Source organism: Streptomyces lacrimifluminis, assembly GCF_014646095.1.
Taxonomy (GTDB): domain Bacteria; phylum Actinomycetota; class Actinomycetes; order Streptomycetales; family Streptomycetaceae; genus Streptomyces; species Streptomyces lacrimifluminis.
In genome coordinates this window covers 51,761-66,277 of the sequence record NZ_BMMU01000001.1, presented here as the reverse complement: position 1 = coordinate 66,277, position 14,517 = coordinate 51,761, and the positions used below count along the sequence as shown (strand labels likewise).

The 14,517-nt window shown below is 69.9% G+C and carries 20 protein-coding genes; 9 read left to right on the top strand and 11 right to left on the bottom strand.

Features of this window, described 5'->3' with window-relative positions; all coding sequences use genetic code 11:
• The first annotated feature begins 127 nt into the window (after positions 1-127).
• The gene (locus IEY89_RS00305) at positions 128-490 is read left to right on the top strand and encodes a DsrE family protein (RefSeq protein WP_189145157.1); all 363 of its coding nucleotides are present in this window, start codon (positions 128-130) and stop codon (positions 488-490) included.
• On the opposite strand, the gene IEY89_RS00300 is transcribed toward IEY89_RS00305, so the two are convergent.
• Complete coding sequence (locus tag IEY89_RS00300; protein WP_189145156.1) at positions 487-768, bottom strand: DUF397 domain-containing protein; 282 nt, start codon at positions 766-768, stop codon at positions 487-489. The genes IEY89_RS00305 and IEY89_RS00300 overlap by 4 nt on opposite strands.
• Positions 750-1,592, bottom strand: coding sequence for a helix-turn-helix domain-containing protein (locus tag IEY89_RS00295; protein WP_189145155.1), 843 nt, complete (start codon positions 1,590-1,592; stop codon positions 750-752). Before IEY89_RS00295 ends, IEY89_RS00300 begins: the two co-directional genes overlap by 19 nt.
• 178 nt (positions 1,593-1,770) lie before the next feature.
• On the opposite strand from IEY89_RS00295, the gene IEY89_RS00290 reads away from it, so the two are divergent.
• Together IEY89_RS00290 and IEY89_RS00285 are read left to right on the top strand one after the other, a co-directional pair.
• Positions 1,771-2,166 (top strand): hypothetical protein, encoded by a 396-nt coding sequence (locus IEY89_RS00290; protein ID WP_189145154.1) that lies wholly within the window; start codon positions 1,771-1,773, stop codon positions 2,164-2,166.
• Complete coding sequence (locus tag IEY89_RS00285) at positions 2,163-2,459, top strand: DUF7848 domain-containing protein (RefSeq protein WP_189145153.1); 297 nt, start codon at positions 2,163-2,165, stop codon at positions 2,457-2,459. Before IEY89_RS00290 ends, IEY89_RS00285 begins: the two co-directional genes overlap by 4 nt.
• 16 nt (positions 2,460-2,475) lie before the next feature.
• Here the strand turns inward: IEY89_RS00285 and IEY89_RS00280 are convergent, their stop codons facing one another.
• The 9 genes from IEY89_RS00280 to IEY89_RS00245 all read right to left on the bottom strand — a co-directional run bounded on the left by IEY89_RS00280 (position 2,476) and on the right by IEY89_RS00245 (position 8,334).
• Positions 2,476-2,862, bottom strand: coding sequence for a VOC family protein (locus IEY89_RS00280; protein WP_189145152.1), 387 nt, complete (start codon positions 2,860-2,862; stop codon positions 2,476-2,478).
• A 28-nt stretch (positions 2,863-2,890) separates the two neighbouring features.
• Positions 2,891-3,151, bottom strand: a complete 261-nt coding sequence (locus tag IEY89_RS00275) for a DUF3099 domain-containing protein (RefSeq protein WP_189145151.1) — start codon at positions 3,149-3,151, stop codon at positions 2,891-2,893.
• Between the two features lie 83 nt (positions 3,152-3,234).
• Positions 3,235-3,522: a DUF1416 domain-containing protein gene (locus IEY89_RS00270; RefSeq protein WP_055524959.1), complete on the bottom strand. Its 288-nt coding sequence runs from the start codon at positions 3,520-3,522 to the stop codon at positions 3,235-3,237.
• 113 nt (positions 3,523-3,635) lie between these two features.
• Positions 3,636-4,475 carry a sulfurtransferase gene (locus IEY89_RS00265; RefSeq protein ID WP_055524958.1) on the bottom strand — a complete coding sequence of 280 codons (840 nt, stop codon included), beginning with the start codon at positions 4,473-4,475 and terminating at the stop codon, positions 3,636-3,638.
• Positions 4,476-4,666: 191 nt separating this feature from the next.
• Complete coding sequence (locus IEY89_RS41805; RefSeq protein WP_351335063.1) at positions 4,667-4,747, bottom strand: Ms5788A family Cys-rich leader peptide; 81 nt, start codon at positions 4,745-4,747, stop codon at positions 4,667-4,669.
• A gap of 259 nt (positions 4,748-5,006) precedes the next feature.
• Positions 5,007-5,750, bottom strand: a complete 744-nt coding sequence (locus tag IEY89_RS00260) for an LmeA family phospholipid-binding protein (protein ID WP_189145150.1) — start codon at positions 5,748-5,750, stop codon at positions 5,007-5,009.
• A gap of 294 nt (positions 5,751-6,044) precedes the next feature.
• Positions 6,045-7,145: a hypothetical protein gene (locus IEY89_RS00255; RefSeq protein WP_189145149.1), complete on the bottom strand. Its 1,101-nt coding sequence runs from the start codon at positions 7,143-7,145 to the stop codon at positions 6,045-6,047.
• 10 nt (positions 7,146-7,155) lie between these two features.
• The gene (locus IEY89_RS00250) at positions 7,156-7,410 is read right to left on the bottom strand and encodes a MoaD/ThiS family protein (RefSeq protein WP_189145148.1); all 255 of its coding nucleotides are present in this window, start codon (positions 7,408-7,410) and stop codon (positions 7,156-7,158) included.
• A gap of 48 nt (positions 7,411-7,458) precedes the next feature.
• On the bottom strand, positions 7,459-8,334 hold the full coding sequence (locus IEY89_RS00245; protein ID WP_189145147.1) for an alpha/beta hydrolase: 876 nt from the start codon (positions 8,332-8,334) through the stop codon (positions 7,459-7,461).
• Between the two features lie 253 nt (positions 8,335-8,587).
• Here IEY89_RS00245 and IEY89_RS00240 point away from each other — a divergent pair, with 253 nt between their 5' ends.
• The 6 genes from IEY89_RS00240 (at position 8,588) to IEY89_RS00215 (ending at position 14,384) form a co-directional block, all read left to right on the top strand.
• A complete protein-coding gene (locus IEY89_RS00240; RefSeq protein WP_189145146.1) occupies positions 8,588-9,388 on the top strand; it encodes a response regulator transcription factor in 801 nt (266 codons plus the stop codon).
• 105 nt (positions 9,389-9,493) lie between these two features.
• Positions 9,494-10,519, top strand: coding sequence for a LacI family DNA-binding transcriptional regulator (locus IEY89_RS00235; RefSeq protein ID WP_189145145.1), 1,026 nt, complete (start codon positions 9,494-9,496; stop codon positions 10,517-10,519).
• Positions 10,520-10,649: 130 nt separating this feature from the next.
• Positions 10,650-11,837 carry a S1C family serine protease gene (locus IEY89_RS00230; protein WP_189145144.1) on the top strand — a complete coding sequence of 396 codons (1,188 nt, stop codon included), beginning with the start codon at positions 10,650-10,652 and terminating at the stop codon, positions 11,835-11,837.
• A 59-nt stretch (positions 11,838-11,896) separates the two neighbouring features.
• The gene (locus tag IEY89_RS00225; protein ID WP_189145143.1) at positions 11,897-12,082 is read left to right on the top strand and encodes a hypothetical protein; all 186 of its coding nucleotides are present in this window, start codon (positions 11,897-11,899) and stop codon (positions 12,080-12,082) included.
• A 98-nt stretch (positions 12,083-12,180) separates the two neighbouring features.
• A complete protein-coding gene (locus tag IEY89_RS00220) occupies positions 12,181-12,918 on the top strand; it encodes a response regulator transcription factor (protein WP_189145142.1) in 738 nt (245 codons plus the stop codon).
• Entirely contained in the window at positions 12,915-14,384 is a 1,470-nt protein-coding gene (locus tag IEY89_RS00215) for a HAMP domain-containing sensor histidine kinase (RefSeq protein ID WP_189145141.1), read from the top strand. The genes IEY89_RS00220 and IEY89_RS00215 overlap by 4 nt, the downstream gene beginning before the upstream one ends.
• The last annotated feature ends 133 nt before the right edge of the window (positions 14,385-14,517 follow it).

The window sequence follows — 14,517 nt, the reverse complement described above, 5'->3', positions numbered from 1 at the left end:
TCGGACTACATGACGACCGGCCGGACCCGGACCCGGGCTCACGCGACCGGGGTCAGCCCGGTCACCACCCGGCACGCGCCGCCCTGAGGTGAACAACGGGGTCCGCACCACGGCCTACGATGCGGCCATGGCGAAGAAGCTCGTGATCAAGGTGACGGCAGGGGCCGATGCCCCCGAGCGCTGCTCGCAGGCGTTCACGGTGGCGGCGGTGGCCGTGGCCAGCGGGGTCGAGGTGTCCCTGTGGCTGACCGGGGAGTCGGCGTGGTTCGCGCTGCCGGGCCGGGCCGCCGAGTTCGAGCTGCCGCACGCCGCGCCGCTGCCCGACCTGATCGACTCGGTCCTCGCGGCAGGGCGCCTCACCCTCTGCACCCAGTGCGCGGCCCGGCGGGACATCACCGAGAAGGACGTCATCGAGGGCGTACGGATCGCGGGCGCGCAGCTCTTCGTCCAGGAGGCGATGGCGGACGGGACGCAGGCGCTCGTCTACTAGAGCGAGTCGTCCCTGACAGCACCGACGAAGACGGCCCAGGCCCCGGCCCCGAGGACGAGGGCACCTCGACCGGGATCCTTGCTGTCCCGGACGGGGACGACGGCGGGGAGGTTGGGGGCGACTTCTACGCAGGCCCCGCCGTCCTGGTTGCTGTAGCTGCTCTTACGCCAGGCGGCGGAGCACAGGAAGTCGTGGGAGACCTCGACGCACTGACCGCCGTCCTGGTTGCTGTAGCTGCTCTTGCGCCACGTCAAGCTGTTCAGGTCGATGGCTCGCATGGGGCTTCCTCCAACATCCGCCTGATCAACTTCCGCGATTCGTCCGGCGATAGGGCCAAATCGCGTACCAGATCGTATCGGAGCTGGAGCCGTTCGACGTCTGCATTCTCCTGGACCAGTTCGCCCGAGTATCCGGTCTCGACCCACGCCACGGTGCGTCCGTCGGCGCCCCGCAGGAACATGGCGTCGGTGTTCGCCAGTCCGTGGGGTCCGGCGCTGAGCGGCACCACGTGGATGGTGACGTTGTTGCGCTGCCCCATGAGCAGCAGGTGCTCCAGTTGCTCGCGCCACTTGGCGGCATCCCGCAGCGGCGTCCGCAACACGGACTCGGAGAGGATCGTACGGAACCGCGGGGCACCGTCCGCCAGCAGCACCGCGCGACGGCCCACGCGCGCCTCGACCTGTACCTCCAACTCCTCCCCGCCGAGCCCGCCCGCCGCGAGCAACTCGCGTGCGTATTCGGAGGTTTGGAGAACACCGGGCAGGTTGGCGGCAGCGTAGTGCCAGAGACTGACCGCCTCGGCCTCCAGCACCATGTACCGCCGGTACCGCTCCTTGAACTGCGTCGGATCAGCCACCGCCAGTTCCCACAAGGTGAGTACGAGCCCGCCCGTGCCGTAATGCTGATCCAGCGCCTGGGCCACCTCCGGGCTTCCCAGAGTCGCCCCGCTCTCCAGCTTGCCGAACAGGGACGCGTCCCACCCCAGTGTCTCCGCGAGCTGCCGCAGGCTCTCCCCGCTCTTGACCCGGAGTAAGCGCAGCTCCTCCGCGAACCGTCGCCTGGGTTCCTGGCTCCGCCCGGTGATCACCCTTCGCGACGGCATCGCACTCCTCCTGTGGAAACCTGTGGAATTTATGGAACTTGCACCTCCACGCGCCGAACAACCGCCGCTCAGCGGCGTTTTGGCGACGCGGATGGGCCATGCTCACCCTGAACCCGAATACGCAGAGTAGTACAAACACCGCATTCCGTATAGAAGTTGGATGAAAGGAACGGCATCCATGACAACCGAGCCGACGACATCCTTCGAGCCCGGCACGCTGGTCCACGACCTGGTCACGGACAGGATCGGCGAGTACCGGGCCACCTCCGGCCCGTACGCGATGCTCCGCCCCGTCGGCGGCGGCCGTGAGTGGCAGGCCGACCCCGGGTCGCTCCGCCCGGCCACACCCGAGCAACGGCTGAGCGCGGGCGTACGCGCGGCGAACGAGCGTGCCGAGCGCGCCACTTGGGGCTACCCGGAGCCGAGCCGACCGCCCGCGCCGGTGCCCGGCTGCGAGACGTGCGCCGAGGTGGACGGGCTGCGGCGGACCGCTCAGGCAGCGTCGGACGCCAGCGCGGTGACCGACGCCGACGTCCTGATGCGCAGGCACCAGCGGGCGGAGCACGGTTCGTGACCCGACGGGTCTTCCGGTACGTGGCGTACGAGCTCGTGCAGGACCTCACCGCGTACCCGGAGTACTCCGCGCGCTGCGTCTCGGGCGAGGACGCGGACTGCGGGGCCGGGTCCGGTACGTGGCCGGGGCCGGGGGAGGTCGAGGAGTGGCAGCGCAGACACACTCAGGAGACCCGGCACACGCGCTATCGCCGGGTCTTCGCGGACTACGCGGTCATGGAGCCGACCGAGGGGCCCGACAGTCCGCCCCCAGGCCTGGAACCGGCGCGCATGACCCCGCCCCGCACGCCATGACACGGGGCACAGGCGTTCAGGGCGCGGCGGGCGTCCACAGGCAGAACGAGTGGCCCGACGGGTCCAGCAGGACGCGTACGTCGTCCTGCGGCTGGTAGTCGGCGAGCCGGGCGCCCTCCGACACCGCCCTCGCCGTCTCCCCTTCCAGGTCGTCGACCTCAATGTCCAGGTGGAGCATCATCTGCTGGTCGCCGGGGGCGCGGGTGGGCCAGACAGGCGGGACGTACGCGCGTTCCGTCTCGAAGGCGAGGGAGACACCCTCGGCGCCGGACGGGGAGCCGATGAGGACCCAGTCGGGTTCCTCGCTGCGGATCTCGTAGCCGAGGAGGCGTCGGTAGAAGCCGGCCAGTTCGTGCGCGTCACGCGCGTCCAGCACGACGGTGGACACTCTCGTACGTCCCACGGGTCCCCGTCCCCCTCGACCTGCTCGGCTACGGGCGGCGCTTCCTGCCGTCCAGCTCGTCCCACCACTCGTCGGACCTGGTGTCGCCGGACGGGTCGTCCCACCAGCGGTCGTCCGGGCCCCGGCGGTTGGCGACGATCGCCGCCAAGGGCGGGATCACCATCGCCACCACGCACATACCGACCGCCACCGGCATCGACCAGAGGCGTACGACCGACCAAGCCAGGACGAAGAGGCCGATGCACGTCCCCATCATGGCGAAGTAGGCGTGGCGCCGTCGCGCGTACATACGTCCAGGGTAGGTCTGCGGACGGCGAAGGGCCGTACCCCGAATCAAGGAGTACGGCCCTTCGGTTACTGCTGCTGGTGCCGTCAGACGGCGATCGCGACCTCCGAGAGGCCGCCCGTCTGGGCGACGACCGTGCGGTCGGCCGTGCCGCCCGGGACGAGGGCACGGACGGTCCAGGTGCCCTCGGCCGCGTAGAAGCGGAACTGTCCGGTCGCCGAGGTGGGGACCTCGGCGGTGAACTCGCCGGTCGAGTCGAGGAGGCGGACGTATCCGACCACCGGCTCGCCGTCGCGGGTCACCTGACCCTGGATCGTGGTCTCACCGGGCTTGATCGTCGAGGCGTCCGGGCCGCCGGCCTTCGCTCCACACATGTCTTTTCTCCATCAGAGGTCTGACCGGAGGGAAGGCCGGTCGGGGTGTACGAGGTACTCACTGACTACAGGTCTGCTGCGACTACAGGTCTGCCGCCGGCCTGGCGCCGGTTCTACTTGTTGGCGCCGAGCTCGATCGGAACGCCGACCAGGGAGCCGTACTCGGTCCAGGAGCCGTCGTAGTTCTTGACGTTCTCCACGCCGAGCAGCTCGTGCAGGACGAACCAGGTGAGCGCGGAACGCTCACCGATACGGCAGTACGCGATGGTGTCCTTGGCGAGGTCGACCTGCTCGTCGGCGTAGAGCTCCTTGAGTTCGTCGTCCGACTTGAAGGTGCCGTCGTCGTTGGCGTTCTTCGACCACGGGATGTTGCGGGCGGACGGGACGTGGCCCGGGCGCTGCGACTGCTCCTGCGGAAGGTGGGCGGGGGCGAGCAGCTTGCCGCTGAACTCGTCGGGCGAGCGCACGTCGACCAGGTTCTGCGAGCCGATGGCCGCCACGACGTCGTCACGGAAGGCGCGGATCGACTTGTTCTGGGGCTTGGCCTTGTAGTCGGTGGCGGGGCGCGAGGGGACCTCTTCCACCAGCTCGCGGGCGTCGAGCTCCCACTTCTTGCGACCGCCGTCGAGCAGCTTGACGCTGTCGTGGCCGTACAGCTTGAAGTACCAGTAGGCGTACGAGGCGAACCAGTTGTTGTTGCCGCCGTAGAGCACCACGAGGGTGTCGTTGCCGATGCCCTTGGCCGAGAGGAGCTTCTCGAAGCCCTCCTGGTCGATGAAGTCACGGCGGACCGGGTCCTGGAGGTCCTTGGTCCAGTCGATCCGGATGGCGTTGCGGATGTGGTTCTTCTCGTAGGCGGACGTGTCCTCGTCCACCTCGACGATGGCGATGTCGGCGTTGTCGAGGTTGGCCTCGACCCAGTCTGCATCGACCAGTACGTCGCTGCGGCTCATGCTGTTTCTCCTCCGGGGCAGTTGCGGCGGGGTGGTGCGTGGTGCGTGAGCAGAGGGGGCACGGATGCGGTCGTACCCGGTCGTATCCGCTCGTGTGCGGTCAGGCCTGTTGCGACTCGCGCACGAGAGCCCTTGGTGAAGGGCGCCGGGGATGCGGGAGGTGGTGCGCGGCTATCGCCGCGCGCTCCCGCTCAGAAAGGGCGACAGAGCATGGCGGCGACGCGGCACAGGTCTACTGCCCGCCGCTTCGTGAGATCCGCCTGTCGCTGCATAGCGTCGATCGTAGGGACGGATTGCCGGGGATGTCACCGGCGTGTCGCATGATGAGACGCGATCGTCCGCGATGTGAGATACGCGAGGGTGGCGGGCGGTGATTGCGGGGCGCGGGCGAGGAGGCGAGGGGTGCGTCCGTCGTCACATCTGCGGTACGGACGGAGCTGTCTCGCCAGTTGGACACCCGTTGACGCCCGTTGACACCCGTCGGCGCCCACGCGTGACGCGGGGGCGTCCTCAAGCGTCCTACCCCGCCAGCTACCCCGCCAGCCTGACGTTCGAACCCCGCACCGTGATGTCCACGCCGGTCTTCGCCGCTTGGACCGAGTCCAGCCTGATGCCGCCGGGCAGTCCGTCGATCTTCTGCTCGAAGTCCGTCACCGCGCGCATCCTGCCGTCGGCGAGGTCGATGCCCAGGTTGGGCAGGGAGTCCGCCTTCACCTTCACCGTGTCGCCGTCGACCGTGACCGTGCTGAGGACCGACACCGGCTCCGGCAGCTTCCTGCCGAGCACCGTCGCCTCGATCTCGACCTTGATCTTGCCGTTGCCGCCGTCCGACAGGCCCACGACCGTGGCGGTCACACCGGGCACCACCTGCGTGGGCTCCGACTCGGCCGACTTGGCCGCCTTCAGCAGTTCGGCGTACGAGATGGTCGCGCTGCCGGTGGCGGTGGCCGCGGTGGCGGAGCTGTAGTCGCCGGTGATCCGGACGTCGCGCATCCGGGCGTCGAGGTCGTCGATGCGGATGTTCTGGCCGGAGGTTCCGGTGGCGGCCTCGTAGTCCTTGATGCCGACCTTGACGTCGTCGAGTTCGCCGCCGGCGACCTGGGTGAGGAAGGGGAAGCCGTTGATCGACACGTCCGGCATGGTGGCCAGGTTTTCGTTGGTCCTGAGGCGGTCCGCGACCTCGTCCTCCGCGAAACCGACGGCGACGCGGTCGGCGATCGCGAAGAGGCCGCCGAGGATGACGGCGACGATGAGGAGTGTTCGGAGTGCACGCATGTTCGCGACGGTACCCGGCGGGGCTCCAACGAGGACCGGGACGGGGGTGGTTGTGGATCGGCTGTGACAGGCGGGGCGGTTTCTCGCCCCCGCCGCCCCTACCCGTCCCATCCCTGGGGGCTGCCGCCCCCAGACCCCCGCTTCGGCCCTGAACGGGCCTCGTCCTCAAACTCCCCCGGAGGGGGACCCCAGACGGGCTGATCGGTGCCGACCAGCGCTGAAGAAGGGCTGCCCGCGCTGGACACAGACGGCGAACGGACGGGTGGATGGGCGGGTGGGTGGGTGGGAAACCCCTCAGGCCAACGCCCGTCCCACCAGGTACACCGCCGGTGCCGCAGCCGCCAGCGGGAGTGCCACGCCCGCCGTGAAGTGGACGAACCTCGACGGGTAGTCGTAGCACGCCACCCGGTGTCCGACGAGCGCGCAGACGCCCGCCGCCACCCCCAGCAGCGCACCCCCGGTCCCCATCTCCGTCATCCCCCCGGCCGCGATCCCGGCCCCCGCAGCCGCGAGCAGGGCAACGACCACCGAGGCCGCCGTCGGCAACGGCAACGCCCGGGCGAGCACCGCCGCGGCGACCGCAGCCGCGCCGACGGTCACCGCGTCCGGCTCCGCGGCGAGGTGACCGGCGGCGATGATCGCCAGCGCCGCCGAGGCGACCGTCGCCATCAGGCCGGACATCCGGGTGTCCGCGTCCGCGTGGGACCGGAGTTGCAGGACCAGGGTCAGCAGCACCCAGACCGCGAGCGTGCCGAGGATCGCCGCCGGCGCGTTCTCCCGGCCCACCGCCAGCAGCGCCACGTCAGCCGTCACCGCGCCCGCGAAGGCGAGGGCGATGCCCTGCCGGGCGGGCCACATCCCGTTCAGCCGGAACCAGCCCGCCGCCGTGACCGCCTGGAGGATCACCAACGGCACGACCAGCGCGTACGAGCCGATGGCCGCCGCACCGGACAACAGCAGCCCGAGCACGGCGGTGAGGGCGGCCGGCTGCATCCCGGGCTCGATGATCGGCGAACGTCCCTCCAGCCGGGCCCGCTGCGCGTCGGTGATCCGGGGGTTCCCCGCGACCGTCGCGGGCCCGTACCCGGCGTCGGCCGCGCCGGGTACGGTCCCCTGCGGCGGCAGGTACGGAGTCTCCGGAACCTCCGCCACCGCGGCAGGAGTGACCGGGGCGGCCGTCACCGGGGCCTGCATCTGCGTCTCCCAGGTCTGCCCCTGCCACTGCTGCGTGTACTGCTGCGCCTGCGCGTCGTCGTACGCCGGCTGCTGCTGCCCGGGCCAGGCCCCGGGCTGCTCCTGAGGCTGCTGTCCCCCGTACTGCTGTTGCTGCTGGTACGGGTCGTACCCCTCGTACGACTCGCCGTACTGCTGCCCATATCGCTGCTGGTCGCTCATAGCGCTGCGCTCACCCTCCTGCGAACGGTGGGAGCACCTCGACCGTGCCGCCCTCGGCCAGCCGTACCGTCTCATGTTCGCGGGTGCCCACGGGGTCACCGTCGATGAGGAACGAGCATCGGCGCAGGACCCGGACGAGTTCACCGGGGTGTCGCTCGCGGACCGCGTCGAGCGCCTCGGCGAGGGTGGCCGCTTCGTACGGCTCCTCGGCGACCCCGGCCGCGGCCTTCGCGGCGGCCCAGTAGCGCACCGTGACCTTTGGCATGTGCCTGTTCTCTGCTTCCTCGAACGATCGGCTGTGACACCGTTCAGGCTAGCCCTCCCGCGAGACCGCCCAGTCCCCGATGCGCCGCAGCAGTTCGTCGTCCGCCGCGTGCTCCGCGTGGCCCATCCCCGGCTCCAGCCAGAGTTCGCCCGTGTCGCCCGCCGCTTCCGCGAGCATCCGGGGGTGGTCCACCGGGAAGTAGCCGTCCCGGTCGCCGTGCACGATCAGGAGGGGTGTCGGCGCTATGAGCGGCACCGCCTCCACCGGGGCGAGGGGTACGGGGTTCCAGTCCCGGTGGTGGATCCGCGTCCGGAGTCCGTAGCGGCCGACCAGGCGGCCCTCGGGCCGGGTGATCAGCCAGTGCACGCGCCGCATGGGGGCCGTACCCCGGTAGTACCAACGGGCCGGCGCACTCACCGAAACCACCACGTCCGACGCCGCCCCCGTGCGCCCCCCGTGCTCCGAGCGCCCGGAACTCCCGTGCAGCGCCGCGTGCCGCAGGACCACCGAGCCGCCCATCGAGAAGCCGACCGTGGCCACCCGGGTGTGCCCGAGTTCACGTGCCCAGCGGACCGCGGCGGCCAGGTCGAGGACCTCGCGGTCGCCGACCGTCGAGCGCCCTCCCGAAGCCCCGTGCCCCCGGAAGGAGAACGTCACGACGGCCCCGTACTGCGCGAACGCCTCCGCCACCCGCCGGACGTGCGGCCGGTCCACATCCCCCGTGAAACCGTGCGCGACGACGAACGCGAGATGATCGGAAAGTGGCGCAGAGGCGTCGTATACAACGCCTCCCGGCTCGTATACGGCATCGATCGTCACCCCGTCGTCGGTGGTCAGAAACCTCCGCAGAGGGGTGCGACCTGCCGTCTCAGAGTTCGGGACGGCGAAAGATCGCGTCACATGACCTGCCGGACCAGTGCTCATGTGGGCTATTCTGCTGGGCAGAGGACTCGGGCAGCGCAGCCCCCGAGTCCTTTTGTGCTTTCGGTGGCGTTGTATACGAAGCGGGTGACGAAGCGAAACGCTTCGGAAAACCGCAGGTGTACGCCCCGTGGATGGCGCAGCAGTACAGCAGTGCCGCAAACGTCCTCGCAGGGACCGAGGAGGAACCAGACGTTATGGGCGAACGAAACGTGCACGACCGTATGGCGACGACTATCCGGGTAGGTGGGACGCGATGAGTTCACTTCTCCTCCTGACCAATGCCCTCCAGCCGTCGACGGAGGTACTTCCCGCCCTCGGCCTGCTGCTGCACAACGTGCGCGTGGCTCCGGCGGAGGGACCCGCTCTCGTCGACACCCCCGGTGCCGACGTCATCCTGATCGACGGCCGCCGGGATCTGCCTCAGGTGCGCAGCCTGTGCCAGCTCCTGCGCTCCACCGGGCCCGGCTGTCCGCTCATCCTCGTCGTCACCGAGGGCGGCCTCGCGGCCGTCACCGCCGACTGGGGCATCGACGACGTCCTGCTGGACACCGCCGGGCCCGCCGAGGTCGAGGCGCGACTGCGGCTCGCCATGGGGCGCCAGCAGATCGTCAACGACGACTCCCCCATGGAGATCCGCAACGGCGACCTCTCGGTCGACGAGGCGACGTACAGCGCGAAGCTGAAGGGCCGGGTCCTCGACCTCACCTTCAAGGAGTTCGAGCTCCTGAAGTACCTCGCCCAGCACCCGGGCCGCGTCTTCACGCGCGCGCAGCTCCTCCAGGAGGTCTGGGGCTACGACTACTTCGGCGGCACCCGGACCGTCGACGTGCACGTACGGCGGCTGCGCGCGAAGCTCGGCCCCGAGCACGAGTCGCTGATCGGGACCGTCCGGAACGTCGGTTATCGATTCGTTACGCCGGAGAAGGGCGACCGTACGAGCGACGAGGCGAAGGCCAAGGCCGCCCTCGCAAAGTCGGACGTTGCGGGCGGTACGGGCGATACGGCGGCCCTGGACGCCGTCACGGAGTCGCCCGAGGTCACCGCCGAGGCGTGACCTCGGTGGCCGGGTGACGGCGCACGGCATGGTCCGCGCTCCGGGCGGGTGGAACGAATCTTTTACGCCCTGCCCAGAGCGGGTCCATCCGCGTAGACTCCGCGCGTGGCCAAGGTGACTAGGGATGATGTGGCTCGGCTGGCGGGTACCTCCACCGCCGTCGTCAGCTATGTCATCAACAACGGACCCCGGCCGGTTGCCCCGGCCACGCGCGAGCGTGTCCTCGCCGCGATCAAGGAACTGAGCTACCGGCCGGACCGGGTCGCCCAGGCGATGGCGTCGCGGCGCACGGACCTCATAGGCCTGATCGTGCCGGACGCGCGCCAGCCCTTCTTCGGGGAGATGGCGCACGCCGTCGAACAGGCCGCGTCCGAGCGCGGAAAGATGGTGCTGGTCGGCAACTCCGACTACATCGCCGAGCGCGAGGTCCACTATCTGCGGGCCTTCCTCGGGATGCGGGTCTCCGGACTGATCCTGGTCAGCCACGCCCTCAACGACAACGCGGCGGCGGAGATCGAGGCCTGGGACGCCCGGGTCGTCCTCCTCCACGAACGCCCCGAGGCGATAGACGACGTCGCCGTCGTCACGGACGACCTCGGCGGCGCCCACCTCGCCGTCCGCCACCTGCTGGAACACGGCTACGAGTACGTCGCCTGTATGGGCGGCATCGCCGAGACCCCGGCGGTCGGCGACCCCGTCTCGGACCACGTCCAGGGCTGGCGGCGCGCGATGGACGAGGCCGGTGTCCCCACGGAGGGCCGCCTCTTCGAGGCCCTCTACAACCGGTACGACGCCTACAAGGCCGCCCTGGAGATCCTCGCCGACCCGGACCGCCGTCCCCCGGCCATCTTCTGCTCTACCGACGACCAGGCGATCGGCCTGCTGCGCGCGGCACGCGAGCTGCGCATCGACGTTCCGGGCGAGCTGGCGGTGGCCGGCTTCGACGACATCAAGGAGGCGGCCCTGGCGGACCCGCCCCTCACCACCATCGCCTCCGACCGCTCGGGCATGGCCCGCGCGGCCGTCGACCTCGTCCTCGACGACGGGGTACGGGTGGCGGGGGCGCGCCGCGAGCGGCTGAAGCTGTTCCCGTCGCGGTTGGTGACCCGGCGTTCCTGCGGCTGCGAGTAGCCACTACCGGCCGCCATCCGCACGTCTCTCTTGACGTCCCGCACGTCTTTATATCGGGCATACGAGCTTCTGTCGGGCTTCTCAGGGAGCACTCAGCCAGCTCTCATGCGGGCGGGACAAGCTCTGTTCCATGACCGAGAGCTTCCGCCGCAGCGGCGAGTACGAGACCCCCCAGGGCCACGAGCCGCAGTCGGCGTACCCCCAGCAGCAGTACGCTTCCGCCCCGCAGCCTTCCTCTCCGGTGAACCCGGAGTGGCCGCCCCCGCCGGCGTACGAGCCGCCGACGGCCCAGCAGCCCGCCTACCAGGAGCCGGCCCAGATCCAGCCCCAGGCCCCGCAGGCTTCGTACGGCCATCAGGCCTCGCACGAGCAGCCCGCGGCCACGGCCACCCTTCTTGCCGGGCCCCCGGCCGATCCCGCCGGCCCCGCCCAGCGCAAGAAGCGTGCGAAGGGCCCCTTCGCCCTCCTCGCCGCCGTGGCGATCGTCGCCGCGGCGATAGGCGGCAGCACGGCGTACGGCATCCAGGAGCTGACCAACTCGGGCTCCGCCGTCACCTCCAGCAGCACCAGCACCAACGTGGTGCCGTCGAGCGCCAAGGGCACGGTCGCCGGGGTCGCCTCGGCGGTCAGCCCGAGCATCGTCGAGATCAACGCGGCCTCGAACTCGGGTGAGTCGACCGGTTCCGGCGTGATCATCACGTCCGACGGCGAGATCATCACCAACAACCACGTCATCTCCGGCGCCTCGTCGATCAAGGTGTCGACGAGCGACGGCAAGACGTACACCGCGAAGGTCGTCGGCACCGACAGCAAGAAGGACCTGGCCCTCATCAAGCTGGAGAACGCCTCCGGCCTGAAGACGGCGACCCTCGGCGACTCCGCCGGTGTCCAGGTCGGCGACGAGGTCGTGGCGATCGGCTCCCCCGAGGGCCTGACCGGCACGGTGACCAGCGGCATCGTGTCCGCCCTCAACCGTGACGTCACCGTCGCCACGGAGGAGAGCCAGGGCCAGCAGCAACAGCAGCCCGGCGGTGGCAGCGGCGGCTGGCCGTTCGAGTTCGGCGGCCAGGAGTTCAACGGCGACACCGGCACGTCCACGACGACGTACAAGGCCATCCAGACGGACGCGTCCCTCAACCCCGGGAACTCCGGCGGCGCGCTCATCGACATGAACGGCAACATCATCGGCATCAACTCCGCGATGTACTCCGCGAGTTCGTCCTCTTCGGACGCGGGCAGCGCGGGCCTGGGCTTCGCCATCCCGATCAACACCGTCAAGTCCGACCTGGCGACGCTGCGCTCGGGCTCCACCACCTGAGGCAGAGAACCTCCGGGGCGGAAGTACAGGGAACAGTGAACAGAGAACAGGGGTACGTCATGATCAAGCAGGTTTCGCACACGGTGACCGGCACCGATCCGGCCGGTCTGGACCTCGCCCTCGGCGTGGCCTTCGCCCTGCACCCGCCGACGGCGACGACCCGGGCCCCGGAGGTGGCGAGGGCGACGCGTACGGCCGCCGCCCGCAGGGCAACGACGCGCGGTCGCCGTCCCGCACTCAGCTGATCCACCGCGCAGCTGATCCTTTCTCTCCGCAGCAGACCGGAAACGTGCGACGCTGAACGCGTCCGATACGTCCCGCCCCACCCGAGGAATCCGCGACCATGAGCCCCGCCGAAGGCGACCGTGACATCCAGCGCATCCTGATCGTCGACGACGAGCCGGCTGTGCGCGAAGCACTCCAGCGCAGCCTCGCCTTCGAGGGGTACGACACGGAGGTCGCGGTCGACGGCGCGGACGCCCTGGAGAAGGCGACCGCGTACCAGCCCGACCTGGTCGTCCTGGACATCCAGATGCCGAGGATGGACGGCCTGACGGCGGCCCGGCGTATGCGGGGCGCGGGCACGACCACGCCCATCCTGATGCTGACGGCCCGGGACACGGTCGGCGACCGCGTGACCGGCCTGGACGCGGGAGCGGACGACTACCTCGTCAAGCCCTTCGAACTGGACGAACTCTTCGCCCGGGTACGGGCCCTGCTGCGCCGCAGCTCCTACGCGGCGGCGGCCGTGGCGGGCAGCCTCCCGGAGGACGAGGCCCTGACCTTCGCCGACCTGCGCATGGACCTCGCGACACGTGAGGTGACGCGCGGCGGCCGAGCGGTGGAACTGACCCGCACGGAGTTCACCCTCCTGGAGATGTTCCTGGCCCACCCGCGCCAGGTACTCACCCGGGAACAGATCCTGAAGGCGGTCTGGGGCTTCGACTTCGAGCCGTCCTCCAACTCCCTCGACGTGTACGTCATGTACCTCCGCCGCAAGACGGAGGCGGGCGGCGAGCCGCGCCTCGTCCACACGGTGCGGGGTGTGGGGTATGTGCTGCGCCAGGGCGGCGCGGAATGAGCAGAGTGGGACGCCGGCTCCGTACCCTGCCGATCCGGGCGCGACTGTCCATGCTGGTCGCTGCCGCTGTGGCGTTCGCGGTGGCGGCGGTTTCGGTGACTTGTTGGTTCATCGTGCAGGGGAAGCTGTACGACGAGATCGACAGTGATCTGCAGAAGGCAACGGCACAGCCCCAGCGGTACGACCAGGTGATGGACGCCCTCAACCGCTGCCCCCGGACACCGACCGAGAACAGCGACGACTTCCGGGCCCCGGACACCCACTACTACCTCCAGCTGGTCAAGGAGGACGGAACGGCGTGTGTCTCGCTGACCTCCGAAGGCGTGATCAAGGTCGCCGACAGCGACAAGAACGTCGTCAAGACAGCGACAACCAGCGGCGACGGGGTCTTCCGCAACGGGACCGACAGCGAGGGCAACACCGTACGAGTACTGACGGCTCCTCTGATCGTCTCGACGGGCCCCAACACCCCGCCACAGATCTACGAAGGCGCCGTCCTGTCAGTTGCCGTCCCCCTCAAGAGCACCCAGTCGACGCTCAACGAGCTCGCCCTGCTCCTCCTCCTCGTCTCCGGCATCGGAGTCGTGGGCGCCGGAGCCGCCGGCCTCGCGGTGGCCCGCGCCGCCCTCCGCCCTGTGGACAAGCTCACCGAAGCTGTCGAACACGTGGCCCGCACCGAGGACTTGACGGTCCGCATCCCGGTGGAGGAGGAGAGCGACGACGAGGTGGCCCGTCTCTCGCGCTCCTTCAACTCCATGACATCCGCCCTCGCCAACTCCCACGAACTGCAACAGCAGTTGATCGCGGACGCCGGTCACGAACTCCGCACCCCCCTCACCTCCCTCCGCACGAACATCGAACTCCTCACCCGCAGCGAGGAGACGGGCCGCCCGATCCCCGAGGCGGACCGTAAGGCGCTGCTCGCCTCGGTGAAGGCCCAGATGACCGAACTGGCCTCCCTGATCGGCGACTTGCAGGAGCTGTCCCGTTCGGAGGGCCAGCGGGGCGAACGCGTCCAGGTGATCTCCCTGGAGGACACGGTGGAGTCCGCCCTGCGCCGGGCCCGACTGCGCGGCCCCGAGCTGACGATCACGGCGGACATCCAGCCCTGGTTCGTCCGGGCGGAACCCTCGGCGCTGGAGCGCGCGGTGGTCAACATCCTGGACAACGCGGTGAAGTTCAGCCCCGAGGGCGGCACGATCGAGGTCCAGCTGAGCGGCGGCACCCTGACGGTCCGGGACCACGGGCCCGGCATCCCCGCCGACGAGATCCCCCACGTCTTCGACCGCTTCTGGCGCTCACCGAGCGCACGGGCACTGCCCGGTTCCGGCCTCGGTCTGTCCATCGTCGCGCGCACGATCCAGCAGGCGGGCGGCGAGGTGTCCCTGAAGCCGGCCGGGGGTGGTGGGACAGTGGCCACTGTACGGCTGCCGGGAGCCGCTGTGCCGCCGCCGGAAACGACATAGGGGGCTTTCACCGCATGACAGGCCGGGCGGCTCATCCGTATGGGTGCGAAAGATCCTGGGCAGAATGCGTCTGACCTGCGGCGCGTTACTGCTTATATCGAAACCTTGGCCGTTTGGGCGCTGCGCTGTTACC

Coding starts and splice junctions, on each gene's coding strand:
- IEY89_RS00305 (WP_189145157.1), top strand. CDS start 128: ATGGCGAAGAAGCTCGTGATCAAGGTGACGGCAGGGGCCGATGCCCCC.
- IEY89_RS00300 (WP_189145156.1), bottom strand. CDS start 768: ATGCGAGCCATCGACCTGAACAGCTTGACGTGGCGCAAGAGCAGCTAC.
- IEY89_RS00295 (WP_189145155.1), bottom strand. CDS start 1,592: ATGCCGTCGCGAAGGGTGATCACCGGGCGGAGCCAGGAACCCAGGCGA.
- IEY89_RS00290 (WP_189145154.1), top strand. CDS start 1,771: ATGACAACCGAGCCGACGACATCCTTCGAGCCCGGCACGCTGGTCCAC.
- IEY89_RS00275 (WP_189145151.1), bottom strand. CDS start 3,151: ATGTACGCGCGACGGCGCCACGCCTACTTCGCCATGATGGGGACGTGC.
- IEY89_RS00270 (WP_055524959.1), bottom strand. CDS start 3,522: ATGTGTGGAGCGAAGGCCGGCGGCCCGGACGCCTCGACGATCAAGCCC.
- IEY89_RS00265 (WP_055524958.1), bottom strand. CDS start 4,475: ATGAGCCGCAGCGACGTACTGGTCGATGCAGACTGGGTCGAGGCCAAC.
- IEY89_RS41805 (WP_351335063.1), bottom strand. CDS start 4,747: ATGCAGCGACAGGCGGATCTCACGAAGCGGCGGGCAGTAGACCTGTGC.
- IEY89_RS00260 (WP_189145150.1), bottom strand. CDS start 5,750: ATGCGTGCACTCCGAACACTCCTCATCGTCGCCGTCATCCTCGGCGGC.
- IEY89_RS00255 (WP_189145149.1), bottom strand. CDS start 7,145: ATGAGCGACCAGCAGCGATATGGGCAGCAGTACGGCGAGTCGTACGAG.
- IEY89_RS00250 (WP_189145148.1), bottom strand. CDS start 7,410: ATGCCAAAGGTCACGGTGCGCTACTGGGCCGCCGCGAAGGCCGCGGCC.
- IEY89_RS00245 (WP_189145147.1), bottom strand. CDS start 8,334: ATGAGCACTGGTCCGGCAGGTCATGTGACGCGATCTTTCGCCGTCCCG.
- IEY89_RS00240 (WP_189145146.1), top strand. CDS start 8,588: ATGAGTTCACTTCTCCTCCTGACCAATGCCCTCCAGCCGTCGACGGAG.
- IEY89_RS00230 (WP_189145144.1), top strand. CDS start 10,650: ATGACCGAGAGCTTCCGCCGCAGCGGCGAGTACGAGACCCCCCAGGGC.
- IEY89_RS00225 (WP_189145143.1), top strand. CDS start 11,897: ATGATCAAGCAGGTTTCGCACACGGTGACCGGCACCGATCCGGCCGGT.
- IEY89_RS00220 (WP_189145142.1), top strand. CDS start 12,181: ATGAGCCCCGCCGAAGGCGACCGTGACATCCAGCGCATCCTGATCGTC.
- IEY89_RS00215 (WP_189145141.1), top strand. CDS start 12,915: ATGAGCAGAGTGGGACGCCGGCTCCGTACCCTGCCGATCCGGGCGCGA.